The 17,573-nt window shown below is 46.1% G+C and carries 14 protein-coding genes; 6 read left to right on the forward strand and 8 right to left on the reverse strand.

All coding sequences use genetic code 11. The annotated features are described in order from the left end of the window. Positions 1-73: 73 nt before the first annotated feature. Entirely contained in the window at positions 74-2,023 is a 1,950-nt protein-coding gene (locus G395_RS0107325; RefSeq protein WP_026629455.1) for a T9SS C-terminal target domain-containing protein, read from the reverse strand. A gap of 184 nt (positions 2,024-2,207) precedes the next feature. Between G395_RS0107325 and G395_RS0107330 the strand changes: the two genes are divergently transcribed. Next, on the forward strand, positions 2,208-3,455 hold the full coding sequence (locus G395_RS0107330; RefSeq protein WP_026629456.1) for a bifunctional 3,4-dihydroxy-2-butanone-4-phosphate synthase/GTP cyclohydrolase II: 1,248 nt from the start codon (positions 2,208-2,210) through the stop codon (positions 3,453-3,455). A 59-nt stretch (positions 3,456-3,514) separates the two neighbouring features. Continuing rightward, positions 3,515-4,510: a bifunctional heptose 7-phosphate kinase/heptose 1-phosphate adenyltransferase gene (locus G395_RS0107335; protein ID WP_026629457.1), complete on the forward strand. Its 996-nt coding sequence runs from the start codon at positions 3,515-3,517 to the stop codon at positions 4,508-4,510. Positions 4,511-4,539: 29 nt separating this feature from the next. On the opposite strand, the gene G395_RS0107340 is transcribed toward G395_RS0107335, so the two are convergent. Continuing rightward, positions 4,540-5,520 (reverse strand): hypothetical protein, encoded by a 981-nt coding sequence (locus G395_RS0107340; protein WP_026629458.1) that lies wholly within the window; start codon positions 5,518-5,520, stop codon positions 4,540-4,542. Positions 5,521-5,685: 165 nt separating this feature from the next. On the opposite strand from G395_RS0107340, the gene G395_RS0107345 reads away from it, so the two are divergent. Next, complete coding sequence (locus G395_RS0107345) at positions 5,686-6,681, forward strand: polysaccharide deacetylase family protein (protein WP_026629459.1); 996 nt, start codon at positions 5,686-5,688, stop codon at positions 6,679-6,681. A 13-nt stretch (positions 6,682-6,694) separates the two neighbouring features. On the opposite strand, the gene G395_RS28850 is transcribed toward G395_RS0107345, so the two are convergent. Both G395_RS28850 and lpdA read right to left on the reverse strand, forming a co-directional pair. Further along, positions 6,695-8,452, reverse strand: coding sequence for a response regulator (locus G395_RS28850; protein WP_051350052.1), 1,758 nt, complete (start codon positions 8,450-8,452; stop codon positions 6,695-6,697). Positions 8,453-8,588: 136 nt separating this feature from the next. Continuing rightward, positions 8,589-9,986, reverse strand: a complete 1,398-nt coding sequence (lpdA, locus tag G395_RS0107360) for a dihydrolipoyl dehydrogenase (protein ID WP_026629460.1) — start codon at positions 9,984-9,986, stop codon at positions 8,589-8,591. Between the two features lie 288 nt (positions 9,987-10,274). On the opposite strand from lpdA, the gene prfB reads away from it, so the two are divergent. The 3 genes from prfB (at position 10,275) to G395_RS0107375 (ending at position 13,541) form a co-directional block, all read left to right on the forward strand. After that, positions 10,275-11,349 (forward strand): peptide chain release factor 2 gene (prfB, locus tag G395_RS0107365; RefSeq protein WP_157486611.1). Its coding sequence is split into 2 segments (ribosomal slippage): positions 10,275-10,334 and positions 10,336-11,349, totalling 1,074 coding nucleotides; the frame shifts between segments, so codons are not numbered across the junction. 90 nt (positions 11,350-11,439) lie between these two features. Continuing rightward, positions 11,440-12,228, forward strand: coding sequence for an alpha/beta fold hydrolase (locus tag G395_RS0107370; protein WP_026629462.1), 789 nt, complete (start codon positions 11,440-11,442; stop codon positions 12,226-12,228). Positions 12,229-12,251: 23 nt separating this feature from the next. Beyond that, on the forward strand, positions 12,252-13,541 hold the full coding sequence (locus G395_RS0107375; RefSeq protein WP_026629463.1) for an MFS transporter: 1,290 nt from the start codon (positions 12,252-12,254) through the stop codon (positions 13,539-13,541). Positions 13,542-13,585: 44 nt separating this feature from the next. On the opposite strand, the gene G395_RS0107380 is transcribed toward G395_RS0107375, so the two are convergent. From G395_RS0107380 to G395_RS0107395, 4 genes are all read right to left on the reverse strand, one after another. Next, positions 13,586-14,461, reverse strand: a complete 876-nt coding sequence (locus tag G395_RS0107380) for an AraC family transcriptional regulator (protein ID WP_026629464.1) — start codon at positions 14,459-14,461, stop codon at positions 13,586-13,588. 137 nt (positions 14,462-14,598) lie between these two features. After that, entirely contained in the window at positions 14,599-14,949 is a 351-nt protein-coding gene (locus G395_RS28855) for an RNA polymerase sigma factor (RefSeq protein ID WP_051350053.1), read from the reverse strand. Between the two features lie 30 nt (positions 14,950-14,979). Beyond that, complete coding sequence (locus G395_RS0107390) at positions 14,980-15,951, reverse strand: dihydrodipicolinate synthase family protein (protein ID WP_026629465.1); 972 nt, start codon at positions 15,949-15,951, stop codon at positions 14,980-14,982. 24 nt (positions 15,952-15,975) lie between these two features. Next, the gene (locus G395_RS0107395) at positions 15,976-17,559 is read right to left on the reverse strand and encodes a sodium:solute symporter family protein (RefSeq protein WP_026629466.1); all 1,584 of its coding nucleotides are present in this window, start codon (positions 17,557-17,559) and stop codon (positions 15,976-15,978) included. Between the last annotated feature and the right edge of the window lie 14 nt (positions 17,560-17,573).

Genomic DNA, 17,573 nt, shown 5'->3' on the forward strand with positions numbered 1-17,573 from the left:
CGAGAATGCCGCTTACTATTTAACGGGATTGCATTCAAAGTATTATTCTGATCTACAAGCCAATAAAAAAATCCTATCGGATCAATAAAAAACTCCCTTTTCTGGAAATTTGATTCCCTAATGCGTCCGTCATGTCGATTTTGTACAAATAATAACCTCCCGGCGCTTTCCCGGTTTTAATGTTCCCATCCCAACCGTCTGCAATGTCATCTGCTTGAAATACAACCTCACCCCAACGCGTAAAAACAGACATACTGAATTTGGTTACAAAATAAGCCTTCACTTCAAACCGTTCATTGTAGGCGTCACCATTCGGTGTGAATGCGTCCGGGATAAGCACAATAGGGTCTCTCCGCAGCGAGAGCACATTGGAGTAGCTTTCCATGTTTCCGTCTGCCGACCGGGCTTTCACCTGAAACGAAAATGCAGACTGGGATCCGATATCAAGCACATGACTGGTTTCCAATTGCTTGGGAATCTCATCCTTAACAACCCCTGCATTATCCGTTTGAATCAAATCATAAGATCCTACGCTGGCAGTAAACGGAGCGTCAGCATTCCAATACACATTAGAAATGCGGTTTTGAAGTAAAATTGAGCAGATTGGCACGCTGGGTGCAGGCGATCTGAGGTTACAGGCATTTTCGTAAGTAAACCGATAACAATACGAATGCTCATTTGGATTTACGTCGATGTCGTCAAACAACAGGCTTTGGTTGCCTGGTTGGGAAATTTGCTGAAAGTCCTGGCTTCCTAATGTAGCACGTTCGATAATGAGGTCATAGCTGCTGGTAAGGCCTTCACCGACCAGTGCGACCTGGGTGGAAATGGTCTTTTCGTCTTTGACTGTTACACTCCCGGTCGTTATCGTCTCAGGCAATGCACTTTTAGGGGCGATGCTGAAAGGTGTGGAGTATGAACGGACGTCATTGTCAATGATGGCAACAATCTCATACTGATAATTAGTCCCGCATTTTACATCCGTATCGAGATAAGAAAGCTGTTCTGCTGATGAAAAAATGACGGAACCGTCGCGTTTTAATTGATATTGGATCAAATTATCCGTGTTAGGATAATGCTCCCACGCCACAGAAATGATCTCATCCAGTGACACCAAACCTTCCTTAACCACCATGCTGCTCACGATCGGGCTGTCTATCAGGTTATCACAAAAATTCTTGGACGACAATTTAAAACGGTAAATCTGCCTGGCGTTCAGACCTGAAATGGTTGCCGATTGCGCGCCGTCCGACTGACCGCCTTTGCCCGTCGATACGAATTGCCCGTCCCCTTTATCAATCCAGATCTCTGTTGCTATGCCTTCCATGCCATCGTAAAGGATCTTTGCCTCGCCGGAAGCAAGCATTTCCACGCTTCTGATTCTGATTTTAGCAAGCGCCTGTGGTGCGGTTTCTTTGGTTAATGTGGTTTTTAATGTCTGGCTGCAATTCCCCGAAGTATGTTTCCCTTGCACAGTGATAGCAGGAATATTCCCGGCAGAAGCATATTGATGATCATAAGAAAGCCCCCCGCCATTCTTGATATTAACCGACTGACTTTTACCATCGCCCCAATTGATTTCGATCGCGTCATAAGCCCGTGCAATTGCATCATTAACCAGCGTAAGCCGCACGCGCCCGCTGTTACAAGTCATCAGATCGGCCTTGGGAGCGCGATTTTCCTTGACTATAACTTCTTTGCAAAGACTGAATCCTGCCACATCTTTTATACTGCCGTATTGCAGAATGGTGTAAGTCCCGGGCAGATCATAAACATGGGAAAGCTCAAAGGACCGGTCCTTTTCCTCTGGCGGAGAAGTGCTGTTTTTGTCGAAATTATAGGCATAGGTTACGTTTTCTGCATTAACCATCTGATTGATAATGTTCACTGTCAGTGGCGCGCAACCTTCGGCAGGAGTGACGAGAAATTTACCGCTTGAACCACAAAAGCTTTGCCCGGATACGTTTTGATTAACAAACAAACATGCGCTTAACAGGAACAATATCAGTAGATTAATCTTCATAGGTGAGTAAATTTATTTCAAAATGACGGGCAGGACAGTTCCTGCGCATCATTGAAACGGATAAGCCAAAAGCTTTGTTAGCATGCAATGGAGGTTGAAAAATAGAACTTTTCAACATTAAGCATGTACCTTTGCAGAGTAAAAACGAGTTTTTGTCTAAAACTATTTTTCGTCAACCTGATTAATGAATAATAATAGCATTCCAATAGTTCTGGATTCCATAGATGAGGCCATAGAGGCTATAAGAAGAGGAGAAATGATCATTGTCGTTGATGACGAAGATCGTGAAAATGAAGGCGATTTTATCTGTGCCGCCGAACTCATAACCCCCGAAATTGTCAATTTTATGGCCCGTGAAGGCCGTGGTTTGATTTGCGTTCCCATTACCGAAGAGCGTTGCGCCGAGCTAAACCTCGAAATGATGGTGGGTACGAACACCGCGTTGCACGAAACCGCTTTCACCGTTTCTGTCGATTTGCTGGGACATGGCTGCACCACGGGAATTTCGGCCAGCGACCGTTCCAAAACCATTAAGGCGCTTGTGGACGCTGACACGCTACCAGAAGACCTGGGTCGTCCGGGACATATTTTTCCGTTGAAGGCCAAGCAAGGCGGTGTTCTGAGAAGGACAGGCCACACCGAAGCTGCGATTGACTTTCCAAGGCTTGCCGGTTTGGCACCAGCCGGGGTTTTGGTTGAAATATTAAATGAGGACGGCTCCATGGCCCGCTTGCCTCAGCTCAGGGAAATTGCCAACCGTTTTAACCTTAAACTGGTTAGTATCAAGGACCTTATTGAATACAGACTTCAAAAAGAGTCTTTAATAAAAAGAGAGATCGGCGTGGATATGCCTACCAAATGGGGCCATTTCGATCTGATCGCTTACCGCCAGATCAACACCGGCGATTTGCATCTGGCTTTGGTAAAAGGAACCTGGGAAAAAGATGAGCCCGTGCTTGTCCGCGTACATTCATCCTGCGTTACCGGCGATATTTTTGGCTCGTGCCGCTGCGACTGCGGTCCCCAGCTGCATGCTGCTATGGAAATGGTCGACAAAGAAGGCAAGGGCGTGATCGTATACATGAACCAGGAAGGGCGCGGGATCGGGCTTTTGAATAAATTAAGGGCATATAAGCTGCAAGAAATGGGCAGAGATACGGTTGAAGCCAATCTGGAACTCGGTTTTCCGATGGACGACCGCGATTATGGCGTTGGCGCCCAAATCCTCCGCGACCTGGAAGTGACGAAATTGAAACTGATTACCAACAATCCTAAAAAACGCGCCGGTTTGATCGGTTATGGGCTTGAAATTGTGGATTCGGTGACTGTTGAAATCCCTTCCAACCCGCATAATGAGAAATATCTTTTGACGAAAAGAGATAAAATGGGTCACAATTTGAGCAACCTCACCATTCCGGTCAATAAGGGATAAGGGGTGTTGTTCAGTGAGTTCAGATCTAATATTTTGTAATAATAGCGGCAGAATTTTAAATGAATATCAATCAGGTTTTTGAAGCATTCAACACCTTGCGTGTACTGGTTATCGGAGATGTAATGCTGGACTCTTATGTCTGGGGAAAAGTAGAAAGGATTTCCCCCGAAGCCCCGGTTCCGGTTGTTAATGTTCAAAAGCGCGAGTATCGCCTAGGCGGTGCCGGCAATGTCCTTTTAAATGTACAATCGCTTGGCGCAGAAGCTATTATTTGCACCGTAATCGGCACGGACAGCTCAGGAGATCTGCTCAAAAACAGTTTGAAGGAAAAAGGCCTCAATTGCGAAGGCTTAATTCGCAGCGAAAGCCGGATCACAACGATTAAGGAGCGCATTATTGCAGGTTCTCAACAGGTTGTCCGCATTGATACGGAAACCGACAGACCCGTTTCTGCCATTGAAACGGAGAAACTGATTGCCAAAGCCAAAGAGCTGATTCCGAGCAGTAATGTGATCATTTTCGAAGATTACGACAAAGGCGTGCTGACCCCTGAGTCCATTTCCGAGATCACGGCATTTGCCAACGAACATAATGTTCCTACCGTTGTCGATCCCAAAAAACGAAACTTCCTGGCTTATAACAACACGACGCTGTTCAAGCCAAATCTCAAAGAATTGCGGGAAGGCCTGAAGATCGAATTTGATGTTGATAATCCTGAGGAACTTCGTGATGCTGTACGACATTTGAAAGAAGCATTGCATGTGAAAGGTGCATTAATTACCCTTTCGGAGCGGGGCGTTATCATTGATTATCAGGATGAAGTTCACAAACTGCCCGCGCATATCCGGCAAATTGCGGATGTTTCTGGGGCTGGGGACACGGTGATCAGCATTGCGGCATGTTGCGTTGCATTAGGATTACCTTCAAAAACCATTGCTGCGATTTCCAATCTAGGCGGAGGCTTGGTTTGCGAATTGGTGGGCGTGGTGCCCATTGACAAGGAATTGCTCAAAACAGAAGCCATGAACCTCATTATTCCACCGGCTTTTGCATAAGCAAAAACCCGGGTTGGTTGAGATCTAAATTACCAGTTGATCCCCGACTGCCCTAGGCCCATTCTTCTCGTAAACTTAGAAGAAAGCTTCGACCGGCTCGTGATATAGCGAACACTTGCGCCAATGTAGGGAGTCGTTGCGGGTGTGTAAGAGGTAAGATTTTCCCGGGCACTATTAAATGTTTTGATCTGCCGGAAAGTGCTTACACCAGCTTCAACCGACACATTGATGGCCGTAAACAAGTGCGCATTGGCAGAAATCCCGGTTTTGATCTGACGATAATTCTCTCTCCTAAGCATCTTTTCCTCAGGCATTTGTATTTGGAACCCGCCGCTATAACCGCTCAATCCTGCGAGCAGATCCACATTAAACCATTTGGTAGCCTTATAATTGGCATTCGCCATAAAAGGCAGCAATGCGGAAACGCGCCAATGTCTACCCAAACCCTTATTAACCCCAAAAACAGGCACGAAACGCAGCTTTTGGTTATATGCTAAAACAGATCCATACATGATCTGCGTCCGCAAACCGAGTATGTGCATCCGCGCCGCACCGCCCCAGAAAAAAGGCTGCGGACTGAAAAAAGTCTCATTGGTCTCCGTCGTGCCTAAGCCGCCCCCATACACCCAAAGCCGGTCCTTAATGCTCGCTTGCAGCCTTATTACTCCCAGCGAAAGCGTTTTATACCCATGTTCAGGATTATTTTTTCCATCAACGGTCGGCTGGATCTGGTTGTATTGCGCCAGCATAACTGTATGCACTGCGCGCAGATCAAACTTTTTTCTCAAACTATAACCTAGCTGCACTTCACTGTGGATGGGAATTATGCCTAAAAAACCGGTTCGCGTCACACCGTAATCCTGCGTCCCGTTCATGCTGGAAGGCACTGCATAATCTGCTTTTAATGTCAAATTGGGATAAAAAAGGCGGCTTAACGAGAAATGCTGCGCTTGCGCGGCGCCGAAAATGAAAAGAAATGAGCAGGTTAGCAGACTTCGGGAATGGATCATGCGGAAAAGTCGGGGTGGCTGATTTTGGCAAATAACGTGAAAAACCGGGGGCTATTGTATTTGAAAGCAGATCCGGCTTGCACGGTGATAGTACAATCAGCGCCAAAGCGGGTAATAACAAGCGCAAATTGCCTTAACTTAAAAACAACGTGAATGAATCCTCATATGAAAACAACATTACTTTTCTTATTCATTCTGCTATCCAATGTCGCCATGGCGCAAACTGCTGAAACTTACGCTGAAAAACTGGGTTACCAGAAAGGGAAAAAAGTGCTGATCATTCATGTGGATGATGTCGGCATGTCTTATGAATCTAACCAGGGCGCGATCAAGGCGATCCGTAATGGTGTTGCCAATTCCCTGAGCGTAATGATGCCTTGCGGCTGGGTGCCGGGTTTTGTGAATTATTGGAAAGAAAACAAAGATCTCGATGCGGGACTTCACCTTACTATGACGTCCGAGTGGAAGGATTACCGTTGGGGACCGCTTGCCGGGAAGCCGAATGTGAAAGGGCTGGTCGATCCCGAAGGTGCAATGTGGCGGAGTGTGGCCGATGTTGTAAAAAATGCTTCCGCCGATGAAGTGGAAATGGAAATCCGGGCACAGCTGGACCGTGCGCGGGCGATGGGTTTCGAACCCACGCATATGGATTCACATATGGGCACGCTTTTCGCAAAAAATGAGTTTCTGGAGCGTTACCTGAAAGTAGGCATGCAGGAAAAAATCCCGGTCATGTTCCCGGGCGGGCATAACACCTCTATCCAGGCTGACGAAAGGATGAGTGCGGAGCGTTTTCAAATGACACAAGCCATTGGAAAGCAACTCTGGGATGCCGGACTTCCTGTGCTGGACGATCTGGAAAACACCAGTTACGGTTGGAAAGGGCCGGAAAACGGCGACAAATCTGAAAAAGCGCTACAAAAATACAAGACCGACAAATACATCAATGCCATCAAAGCGCTCAAACCAGGCCTCACGATGGTTATTATGCATTGCACAATCCACTCCGACATCTTTCCACACATTTCGGATTCATGGCCTACGCGGGAAGGCGATTACCTGGCGATGGTGGATCCCGAACTGAAAAAATACATTGAAAAAGAAGGCATCATTCTCACCACCTGGCGCGAGGCCATGCAGCGGAGACAGAAAGTGAAGTGATGAGGGAATCAAATCATTGATTTTCAATCCCAATGTGTGCGTACACGATCTTATAGAAATCGGGTGGCAGGAATGGTTTTACGAGATAATCGGTGAAACCATTCGCTAATGCACGTTCGCGCTCATCTTCGAATGCAGATGCTGTAAGCGCCACAATGGGAATTCGGGGATCGCGTTTGCGGATCATACTGGTGGCTTCGAAACCATCCATGACAGGCATCCGCAGATCCATAAATATCAGGTCAAAGCGGTCGGAAAAATATTTGTCGACCGCTTGCTTTCCGTCCGATGCGAGATCGAAGGGAATGTTTTTTCTTTTCAAAAGGTTGGTGGCAAAAATCAAGTTCGTGGCATTGTCGTCCACCACCAGCACTTTGGAGCCTTTGTTGAATGCGGGTATCGGCACCTTTTCGGACTTTGCCGGACCTTCCGCGGTAACGGAAAACGGAAGCGCAATTTGAAATGAAAACACAGAACCATCTCCAAGCTTGCTACTAAGCCTCAGCTCTCCGCCAAACAAACGGACCAACTCCCGGGAAATGGCCAACCCGAGCCCCGTCCCGCCATCCTGCCTCTTGACCAGGCTTCTTACCTGCGTAAATATTTCAAAAACATTGGACTGCTGATCTTCCGAAATACCGATTCCCGTATCGGAAACGGCAAATTCAAGCTGAATAATGCCATTTTGCGTACGCTCCAACTCCTTAACCGAAAACTTAACAAACCCCGAATCAGTGAACTTAATCGCATTATGGATCAGATTGTTTATCACCTGGCTCAACCGGACCTGGTCGCCGCGAAGCTGCGGAAGGTTAGGCGAAAGATCGGCTGTCAATTCAAGGCCTTTTTCGCGCGCGCGAGGCAGAAAACTATTATAAAGGTTTTTGAAAAGATCTTCAATGTCGAACGTAACGGGATGAAGCTTGACGTGATTGGAATTTATTTTATTAAAATCCAAAATATCATTCACAACCGCCATTAGGTGAATAGAGGAGAATTTCAGCGTTTCTATCAGCTCCAATTCCTCTTCGCTCCGCGATTTATTCTCTTCCAAAAGATGCACTATGCCTACAATGCCATTCAGCGGCGTGCGAATCTCATGGCTCATCGTGGACAGGAACTCCGACTTGGCCAACGTTGCATCTTCCGCAATCTGCTTTTGCTTTTCCAGCAGGTCATTTTGTTTAGCCAGCGAAAAAAGATAGAAGAATTCATGCTTGTTCCGGCTCTCATGAAAATACATCATGAAGGGAAACAGCATTTGCCCAAGAAAGAAAAACAACCCGCCCTGACTGAAAAAATTGTACAGATAGCCCGGGTGGCGGTAATACAGTGCTGGCGGGAAGATCGTCATGACACATACGGTCAGGATAATGCTGTAATGCACGGGCCACCGGAGTACAAAGAACGAGAACATTAAGCCAAGCGTCATGTTCAGGCTGGCGCGGTCGTAGGAGGCATGTGGCACTTCGGCCAGGATATACGCATGCACCGGCACCAATGCGAGATTTGTGTAGAAGGATGCTTTTTGAGCGCTGAGTTTGCCCGCAAAATGGAGTATGAGCAGAAAAATGATGATGCCGCTCAGGACCAGTTCAGCTGCCAAAACCTCTTGAAACGCCGGATCTTTTCGCAAAAAATAGAGGATGGATGTAGCAGGATAACCAACCAAATAAGCAACACAAAAGATAATGTTGCCCCACCGCGACTTCAACTCACTATCTTTTTTCCACAGTTCGTTGAACTCGTTCGTATATCTAGATTTATTCAAAAAAGAGCAATTTAAATGCGCTGATAATAAGGTTGAGACTGTCGGTCGGACAATGATCCAAATTTACATAAATAGCAAAAAATAAGGGCATCCAAATGAATGAATACCCTTATTTCAAGCAATAACTTATTTAATGTTACAAATCAATCGCTTCACCGTAAGCCGCTTCCGTTGCTCCTTTCAGTGCTTCGGACATCGTTGGGTGCGGATGGATTGCACGCATGATCTCATGAGAAGTAGTTTCCAATTTACGGGCTACAACCACCTCAGCGATCATTTCCGTAACATTGGCACCAATCATGTGAGCACCAAGGAACTCACCATATTTTGCATCAAAGATCACTTTAACAAAACCGTCGGTAACACCTGCACCAACCGCCTTTCCAGACGCTTTGAATGGGAATTTACCTACTTTAATGTCATAACCAGCTTCTTTTGCTTTTTTCTCTGTAAATCCAACAGATGCAATTTCAGGCTGGCAGTAAGTACATCCCGGAATATTTCCGTAGTCCAATGCTTCTGTTTTGTGTCCTGCAATTTTTTCAGCACAGATAATTCCCTCAGCCGTAGCAACGTGTGCCAAAGCAGGACCAGGCGTACAGTCACCGATCGCATAAAACCCTGGAACGCTGGTTTCATACCATTCGTTTACCGTGATTTTGCCTTTATCTGTTTTGATGCCTGTTTCTTCCAGACCAATATTTTCAAGGTTAGCAACGATTCCGGCAGCAGAAAGCACGATATCAACCTCAAATGATTTCTGACCATCCGGCGTTTTCACAGAAACTTTGCAACCGTTTCCGGACGTGTCCACCGTCTCAACCGTTGAGTTTACGTAAGTTTCGATGCCCAGCTTTTTGTATTGCTTGGTAATTTCTTTTGATATATCCTCATCCTCAACCGGAACAAGGTTTGGAAGAAATTCAACGACAGTCACTTTCGTGCCCATAGAAGCATATACGTAAGCGAATTCCATTCCAATCGCACCTGATCCAACTACCAGCATAGAAGCAGGTTGTTTTTCAAGGCTCATTGCTTTGCGGTATTCAATAACTTTCTGACCGTCGATTTTGATATTCGGTAACTCACGAGCACGTGCGCCGGTAGCGATGATAACGCCTTTACCAGCTGTGTAATCCGTTGTTTTACCGTCTTTATCTGTAACTGCAACCGTTTTTTGGCCCTTAACCTTGCCTGTTCCCATCAGGACGTCGATCTTGTTCTTTTTCATCAAAAAAGAAACGCCTTTGCTCATGGTATCCGCAACGCCACGGCTACGCTGGATCACCGCACCGAAATCAGCAGCAGACTCACCAACATTGATCCCGTAATCTTTTGCATGCTTAATGTATTCAAAAACCTGCGCACTTTTCAGAAGTGCTTTGGTAGGAATGCAGCCCCAGTTAAGGCATATTCCACCTAAACTTTCCTTTTCAACAATTGCTACTTTAAGTCCTAATTGGGAAGCGCGAATGGCTGCGGGATAACCTCCCGGGCCGCTGCCAATTACTATCACATCATATGCTTGAGCCATTTTCCGGTATTTTTATTGTACGAAATGGGTTGACAAAAATTTCCTGCAAAGTTAAGACGATTTGCCGGAAAGACTACACGTACAACGCCTCGTATTTGCCGTGAAACTGAGGGTTATTGCTATTTGTTGTAGCTTTGTTGCTTGCGGCCGGGCCTTGTCAGTCTGAGCGGAGCCGAAGACGCGTTACCAAGGAGTAGCGTGCCTTCGACTCCGCTCAGGCTGACAGAGAGACTCATAGGCGACGGCCAACAAGACTATTATTTTTCAACTTAAATTCAAAAAATTCAAATGACTGCAGAGCAATTGAAAGACTTGAAGGCCCGTGTAGAGGCTTTGGGGAGGTATCTTTGACTACGATAACCGAAAAAAACAACTAGAAGATCTTGAACAGCAGACCGTTCAACCGGAGTTCTGGAACGATTCAGAACGTGCCGAAAAAACAATGCGGGAAATCCGCGGATTGAAATTCTGGACCAATGGATACGAAGAACTTTCGCGCTTGCGGGACGATCTGGATACGATCTGGGAATTTTATGAAGCCGACGAAGCGACCGAAGAGGAAGTGGATGAAGAAGGCCTGAAACTTTCCAACAAGCTGGAAGAAGTAGAATTCCGGAAAATGATGGGGGAAGAAGGAGACGAACTGCCGGCTGTGATTGAGATCAATGCAGGCGCAGGCGGAACGGAGTCGCAGGACTGGGCATCCATGCTCATGCGCATGTACATTATGTGGGCTGAGAAAAATGGTTACAAAGTCCGGGAAGTGGATTTGCAGGATGGCGATGTGGCTGGTGTTAAGTCCGTTACATTGGAAATCGACGGCGAATATGCTTATGGGAATTTAAAATCAGAGAACGGCGTGCACAGGCTTGTCCGCATTTCTCCCTTCGATTCCAACGCCAGAAGGCATACTTCGTTCACATCCGTTTACGTGTATCCGCTGGCCGACGACAACATTGAAATCGACGTCAACCTGGCAGACATTACCTGGGACACGTATCGTTCCGGCGGCGCGGGTGGACAGAATGTAAACAAAGTGGAAACCGCGGTACGTCTGCACCACAAGCCTTCCGGGATCATCATTGCCTGTCAGCAGGAACGTTCGCAGTTGATGAATAAGGAGGTGGCGATCCGGCTTTTGAAGTCGCGGCTTTACCAGATCGAGCTCGAAAAACGTAATTCTGCCCGTGCAGAAGTGGAAGCATCCAAGCGAAAAATCGAATGGGGCTCCCAGATCCGCAGCTACGTCCTAGACGACCGCCGCGTAAAGGACCACCGAACCGACCACCAGACATCGAATACAGATGCAGTACTGAATGGTGAGATCAATGATTTTATTAAAGCATATCTAATGGAGTCGTAAGATTTCTGACTTTTTTAAAACCTCCTGGCAATGTCCATTAATGGATATGCTTGGAGGTCTTTTTCAATTGCTCGCAATCCAAATCTTCGTATGGCCGCTGATATCCCACTCCCCTTCCACAAACTAGGCCGCGGAAACCGCATTCTCCTTGCATTTCACGGCATTGGACAAGATGGAGCGGGTTGCTTTCAACCTTTTGAGAAGCTGTTAGGCGAACGTTATACTATTTATGCTTTTGATCTTTATTTTCATGGGTTGAGTTTGGGGGGTCAGTCAGGGGTTGTTACTAAGCAGTTTTGGGTGAAACAGGTTCGGCATTTTCTTGAAACGGAGAAGATTGACAGGTTCGACATTGCCGGTTTCAGCATGGGTGGGCGGTTTGCTTTGGCTACTTTGGAGGGTTTTCCAGATCAGGTTAATGATGTATTTCTGATAGCGCCGGATGGGGTTTCGGAGCATCCGCTTTATTCGATGGCGAGCCGCTTTGCTCCTGCACGGGGACTTTTTCGCTGGTCTATGCAGCGTCCGGAGGCCTTTTTTAAGGTTGCTAATGTGCTTCAAAAAGCTGGCTTGGTGAATGCGAGTTTGTATCGTTTTACACAGCAAGTGCTTAATACACCTGAGAAACGGCAAACTATTTACAAATCCTGGGTCAATTTCCGAGATTTGCGATTTGACATTCCTGGGCTTTACCAGAAGGCTTCAATCAATAATGTTTCCATTTATTTGTTTGTTGGCCAGTTTGATAAACTATTGAAACCCGCAGCCGTCAAGCGACTTGCGAATTTGATTCCTAAAAACCAATATATTCAACTTAAAAGCGGTCATACGCAGCTGGTTGAGCAGGCGGCCTCATGGATTTTTGCTTTATTTAAGTAAATTGAGGAAACTAAACCCGCCGCATGCAGCAAACTTTACTAAAGAATGATACAAACTGGCGACTGAAAGCCATTATGGGCGGCTCCGCCGGAAACTTGGTTGAATGGTACGACTGGTACGCATATTCCGCTTTCTCCCTCTATTTTGCCAACAGCTTTTTCCCCGATTCCAATCCTACTGTCCAGCTTATCAACACCGCCGGCATCTTCGCCGTGGGCTTTCTCATGCGCCCGATCGGTGGCTATATTTTTGGTAAACTGGCTGATACGAAAGGCAGAAAAGAGGCTATGACATTGTCGGTTCTGCTGATGTCGTTTGGCTCATTGCTGATTGCACTTCTGCCGGGTTATAACAGCATTGGCATAGCAGCGCCTATTTTATTACTGGTTGCCAGACTTTTGCAAGGGTTGAGCGTGGGCGGCGAATATGGAACTTCTGCCACATATCTCAGCGAAGTTGCCACCAAAGAGCGGCGCGGATTCTATTCAAGCTTTCAATATGTAACATTAATAGGCGGCCAGTTGCTGGCATTGGGCTTACAGCTTATTCTTCAAAATATATTTCTGGATGATAAGCAGATGCACGAATGGGGCTGGCGCATTCCTTTTGTGGTTGGCGCTGCACTTTCGCTGGTCGCCCTTTATTTGCGAACGCATTTGAATGAGACCGAAGCATTCACCGCCAGAGAGGAAACGATCAAGAAAAAAGGCTCCCTTAAAGAACTTTTGAAGCATCCTAAGGCCATTCTGGTTGTGGTTGGATTAACATTAGGCGGCACACTTGCCTTTTATACATACACCACTTACATGCAGAAGTTTCTGGTCAACACCGTTGGCCTGACCAAATATCAATCGACGATCCTGACATTCTGCTCTTTGTTGATCTTTGCGCTTTTGCAGCCCGTTTTCGGAGCTTTGAGCGATAAAATAGGCCGTCGTCCGCTGCTGATTTCATTTGGTGTGCTGGGGACGATCTTCACTTATCCGTTACTGAGCACATTAAGCCACACGACTGATATGTGGTCGGCATTTGGCCTGCTTATGGCGGCTCTCATCATTGTGAGCGGCTATACTTCCATTAACGCAGTTGTAAAGGCAGAGCTTTTTCCCGTGGAAGTGCGGGCGCTGGGCGTGGGGCTCCCTTACTCGATTACCGTTGCAGTTTTCGGCGGGACGGCTGAATATTTGGCGCTTTGGGCCAAAAACCTGGGCCATGAGAGTTACTATTACTGGTATGTAACCGCCTGCATTTTTATCTCCCTGGTTATTTATTTTAAAATGAAGGATACGAAGCACACATCGCTGATTGACTAGCATCTTTGAAATGTCGAAATGATGAAAATCACGATTGATAGCCGTCAGATCAGCTCAGGTGCGGTTTTATACAAATATTTTCTTTTGTATTCCAATGGCGTCATGTCCGTCACTTTCTTGAAATGCCGGTAGAAGTTAGAAACATTGTTAAAGCCGCATTCAAAGCAAATCACCTCTGTCGCCAATTTATCCTCAATTAAAAACCGGCAAGCCTGGCTGATGCGGATTTCTACCAGAAAATCATTGTAAGTCTTCTTGGTCATCAATTTGAAATAACGGCAAAAGGAAGTAATTCCCAGGTTCGCAATGGACGCGACGTCCTGCAGGGAAATGTCGTTTCGATAGTTTGAGAGCGTATAGGCGTATATTTTATTCAGCCGCAGCGTTTCCGAATCATTGGATTTGTAAAATGCGTGTGCCGATGCAATGGTTTCCAAATCGGTCGCTTCCGCGAGAATCTTCAAGATAGAGAGCAATGCGATCAGCCTGTCCAGGTTTTGCGCATTAACAGCCGCCTTCATCAATGGAATAATGCCTTCCTTTGCTTTGCCTTTAATTAAAAGCCCCCGCCTCGCTTTTTCGTAAAGTTTGGGAATCTGATAAGCTTCGGGCAATTGCAGCAATTCACTTCCCAAGCAATTAGGCAAAAAGTGAACAATGATCACTTCCACAGCTGTATTGCTCGAACCCTCTTCAACACGCCAGGTGTGCGGCAGGTTTTCGCCCAGCAGAATAAGCTCTCCGTCTGAAAAATTGCTGATATTATCTCCAATGAACCGCACACCGGTTCCTTTAATCAGGTAATGAAGCTCCAATTCAGGATGGTAATGCCATACTGTGCCGAAGCCGGAATCTTTGTCGTGGCGGATGCTGAAAGAAGTCCGGGACGCAATCGGAACTTTATGAAAGTGCGGTTTCATTTTAAAATATCTTCTTGACAACATTATGTTGCCAACATTCAATCTAAAAAGATATTTTTTGGAATATCTATCTACGTTTATTGTAAAAACTTTAAAATAGTTATATCAAATCCGGCAATTATTTTAATTTACTAAGGTTACTTCTTATGGCTGGCAGAAAATTGCTGATTGCCGCTGAAAGAATGGATCTTGTTCAAAAATCTTTCCTTAGCCGCCGGATCGTTGTAGCGGTTCATCTGGCAAAAGATTTCACTCTTTAAATTTAAAAAAAGATAAGCCTGAAAATTTTCCTCTGCTTTAATGTCAACACGCTGGTCCCAAATTTTTGCAAAAACGCTTTCCGTAATCGTTTCAGCCTCTTTTGGATCTTTTAAAATCACTGTGCAGAATTTCACCGCAGGAAAGTAAAAGTATGAGCAAAGTTGCGTGAAAGCAGCCTCATCCCCTTGTTTGATCTGATAAAGAATGTGTTGATTTGGGAAATCCATAGCTTTAAGAATTAAGGGTAGAAATGGTTTTTATTTAACCAGGTTCTTTTTAAAAATGCTGGTAATGCCTAATGATGCCTGTAAATGCTCCACTTCTTCCAGCAGTTCGTCCATTTGTAACTGTAATGCGGGCGTTAATGCATCCACTTCCCTTCTTGTGTAAGTGGAGATCGGGAAGCCGCGGCGTTTCAGGCTGTACTTGGCAATCGTAGGATAAGCGGAGTGGACAACGTCCATGGAATCTTCCAGAAACTGCTGCACTTCTGCAAGCGCATTTGCTGCCGCCGGATCATTGTAATGCTCACATATCCAGACGACAAGCTCCGGAAAAATATTACCCTGAATGCAGGATAATCCCGCAGCGCCCGCCCGGAGCGATGCCACTGCATTCACCATATAGGCATCGTAAAGACCAAACTTATGTCCATCCGCAACCGCTATCCGCCGCTTTACTTCACCCAGATCCAGACTGGTATCTTTATGGTAAATGATGCGGCCCGTCGACATGAGCGTTTTCAGTATTTCACTGTTAATCAATCGTTTGTAAGGAACGGGGCATTCATACAGCCCAAGAGGAATGCTATCTGTAAGCGAGATCAGTTCAAGGACACGGTTGGTAAATACTTCATCTGATTCTGTTTCTTCGGCCATAAGCCCTGTAATGATAATTACAGCCTGCACACCGGTCGCATATATACGTTTTGTAAATGCCGCCTGCTCGGCTACACTTCCAGGAAATGTGCCCGTTGCAACCACCGGCACCCGGCCATCCACCTGATCCACAACAGTCTGCGTCACATCCAGGCGCTCCTGCTCCGACAATTCAAACATTTCACTGGACAAGCAATTGGCAAACAAGCCTGTTGCACCGGCTTCCAGATACAAGTCTGTTAATGCTCTTAATCCAACATAATCCACCGCTCCTGATTTAAGAAACGGGGTCAACATAACAGGGATGAATCCTTGGGGCAATGAGTCAGAGGAGGGTGTTGCGTAGTTCATGATATTGATGTCGAATGTATTGTGTTAGTGTTTGTCTGCAAAAACTTCTTCTTCCGGCTGCGTTTTGTCTTTCAGCCTCGTCAGCAGCATGCCGGTTAAGAATATGGTGAGCGTGCCCACTACCATGATCATATTCTGATGCAGCGGGTTACGCAGATATTCGTACTGGTCGGGAAGTTGTGTAGAAAATGTCATCCAGATAATAACTGCAATGCCTATTAATGTGGCAGTCAGCGCTTCTGTGTTTTTAGCTGATCTTGACACAATGCCCAGCAAGAATAACCCCAGCATTCCACCGGCGAAAATCCCCGAAAGCATCCACCACACATCCAGCACACTTTTCACCCCGATCATCGCAATCCCCGTAATCATTCCCAGCAGTCCGAAAACCGTCGTAGAAATGTATAGCAGGCGCAACGACTCTTTTTGTGTGAGATTTGATTTGATATATTTTTGATAAATATCCACAGAGAAAACGGTTGCCGATGCATTCATGCCAGAGCTGATCGTGCTCATTGCAGCAGACATAATTGCAGCAATAATGAGTCCTAGTAAGCCCACGGGCACTTTGTTAACCATAAAATGCGGCATTACCTTATCGCCATAATCGGCTGGGGTCAATGTGGAAGCCAATTGGGCAATGGCCTGGGAAGAGCCGTTCGGCAATCGTTCTGTTGCCACTTGCATGCGTACAATGTTGAGCAGCTCAGGATTGCTTTGGTAGTACGCGTATAGACAAGATCCGAGTAAAAAGAATATCAGCGAAACGGGCAAATAAAGATAAACACAAAGCCAAACCGAACTGGCTGCCTCTTTAATCGACGAGGTCGTATGATAGCGTTGGACGTAATTCTGGTCCATGCCGAAATTGTTCAGGTTCATGAAAAACCCATATAGCAGCACCACCCAAAACGATGCTTGCGTAAAATCGGGCGCGAAACTGCCCAGACTGAATTTGTCATTGGCCTTACCAATCTCCACGATCTTTGGAAAACCTCCGTCCATTCCTGAAACCACCAGGTAAAGAATTACAAATGCGCCCACCGTTTTGATCACCCCTTGCACAACCTCCGTCCAGATCACCGCTTCCATGCCGCCCATTACCGTGTAAAGCACAATGCAAATACCCACTACGATCATGATCGTAGACATGGGGTAACCTGTAAGCGCCTGAAGACTTAATGCAATTCCAAAAAAGATAGAACCCATTCTAGCCAGTTGAGTAAGCAAAAAGCAGACTACGGCATAAGTTCTTGCCCAGGGACCAAATCGCTCTTCCAGATGCGTATAAGCAGAAACCGCTCCTGTATTTCTATAAAATGGAATGAAAAACTTAGTGGCAACCCAGGCAGCAAATGGCATGGATAAGCTGAAAACAAACGAATTCCAGTTGCTCCCATAAGCTTTACCCGGAACGCCTAAAAATGTATTGCTGCTTAAAAAAGTAGCATAAATGGAGATTCCGATTGCCCAGCCGGGAATTTTGCCCGAAGCTTTCGTAAACTGGTCCGTGCTGTTATTGTTACGCGAAAAATAAATGCCGACACCAACCATCCCAACCAGGTAGGCAATAACGATGACGAGATCGACGAATGGTAAGGATTTCATTAAACTTTTCGGAC

It is taken from the genome of Dyadobacter alkalitolerans DSM 23607, from assembly GCF_000428845.1.
Lineage (GTDB): Bacteria > Bacteroidota > Bacteroidia > Cytophagales > Spirosomataceae > Dyadobacter > Dyadobacter alkalitolerans.

What these genes read in the sequence shown, in the direction of transcription:
- G395_RS0107325 (WP_026629455.1), bottom strand. Translation starts at nt 2,023, where the DNA reads ATGAAGATTAATCTACTGATATTGTTCCTGTTAAGCGCATGTTTGTTT.
- G395_RS0107330 (WP_026629456.1), top strand. Translation starts at nt 2,208, where the DNA reads ATGAATAATAATAGCATTCCAATAGTTCTGGATTCCATAGATGAGGCC.
- G395_RS0107335 (WP_026629457.1), top strand. Translation starts at nt 3,515, where the DNA reads ATGAATATCAATCAGGTTTTTGAAGCATTCAACACCTTGCGTGTACTG.
- G395_RS0107340 (WP_026629458.1), bottom strand. Translation starts at nt 5,520, where the DNA reads ATGATCCATTCCCGAAGTCTGCTAACCTGCTCATTTCTTTTCATTTTC.
- G395_RS0107345 (WP_026629459.1), top strand. Translation starts at nt 5,686, where the DNA reads ATGAAAACAACATTACTTTTCTTATTCATTCTGCTATCCAATGTCGCC.
- lpdA (WP_026629460.1), bottom strand. Translation starts at nt 9,986, where the DNA reads ATGGCTCAAGCATATGATGTGATAGTAATTGGCAGCGGCCCGGGAGGT.
- G395_RS0107370 (WP_026629462.1), top strand. Translation starts at nt 11,440, where the DNA reads ATGGCCGCTGATATCCCACTCCCCTTCCACAAACTAGGCCGCGGAAAC.
- G395_RS0107375 (WP_026629463.1), top strand. Translation starts at nt 12,252, where the DNA reads ATGCAGCAAACTTTACTAAAGAATGATACAAACTGGCGACTGAAAGCC.
- G395_RS0107380 (WP_026629464.1), bottom strand. Translation starts at nt 14,461, where the DNA reads ATGAAACCGCACTTTCATAAAGTTCCGATTGCGTCCCGGACTTCTTTC.
- G395_RS28855 (WP_051350053.1), bottom strand. Translation starts at nt 14,949, where the DNA reads ATGGATTTCCCAAATCAACACATTCTTTATCAGATCAAACAAGGGGAT.
- G395_RS0107390 (WP_026629465.1), bottom strand. Translation starts at nt 15,951, where the DNA reads ATGAACTACGCAACACCCTCCTCTGACTCATTGCCCCAAGGATTCATC.
- G395_RS0107395 (WP_026629466.1), bottom strand. Translation starts at nt 17,559, where the DNA reads ATGAAATCCTTACCATTCGTCGATCTCGTCATCGTTATTGCCTACCTG.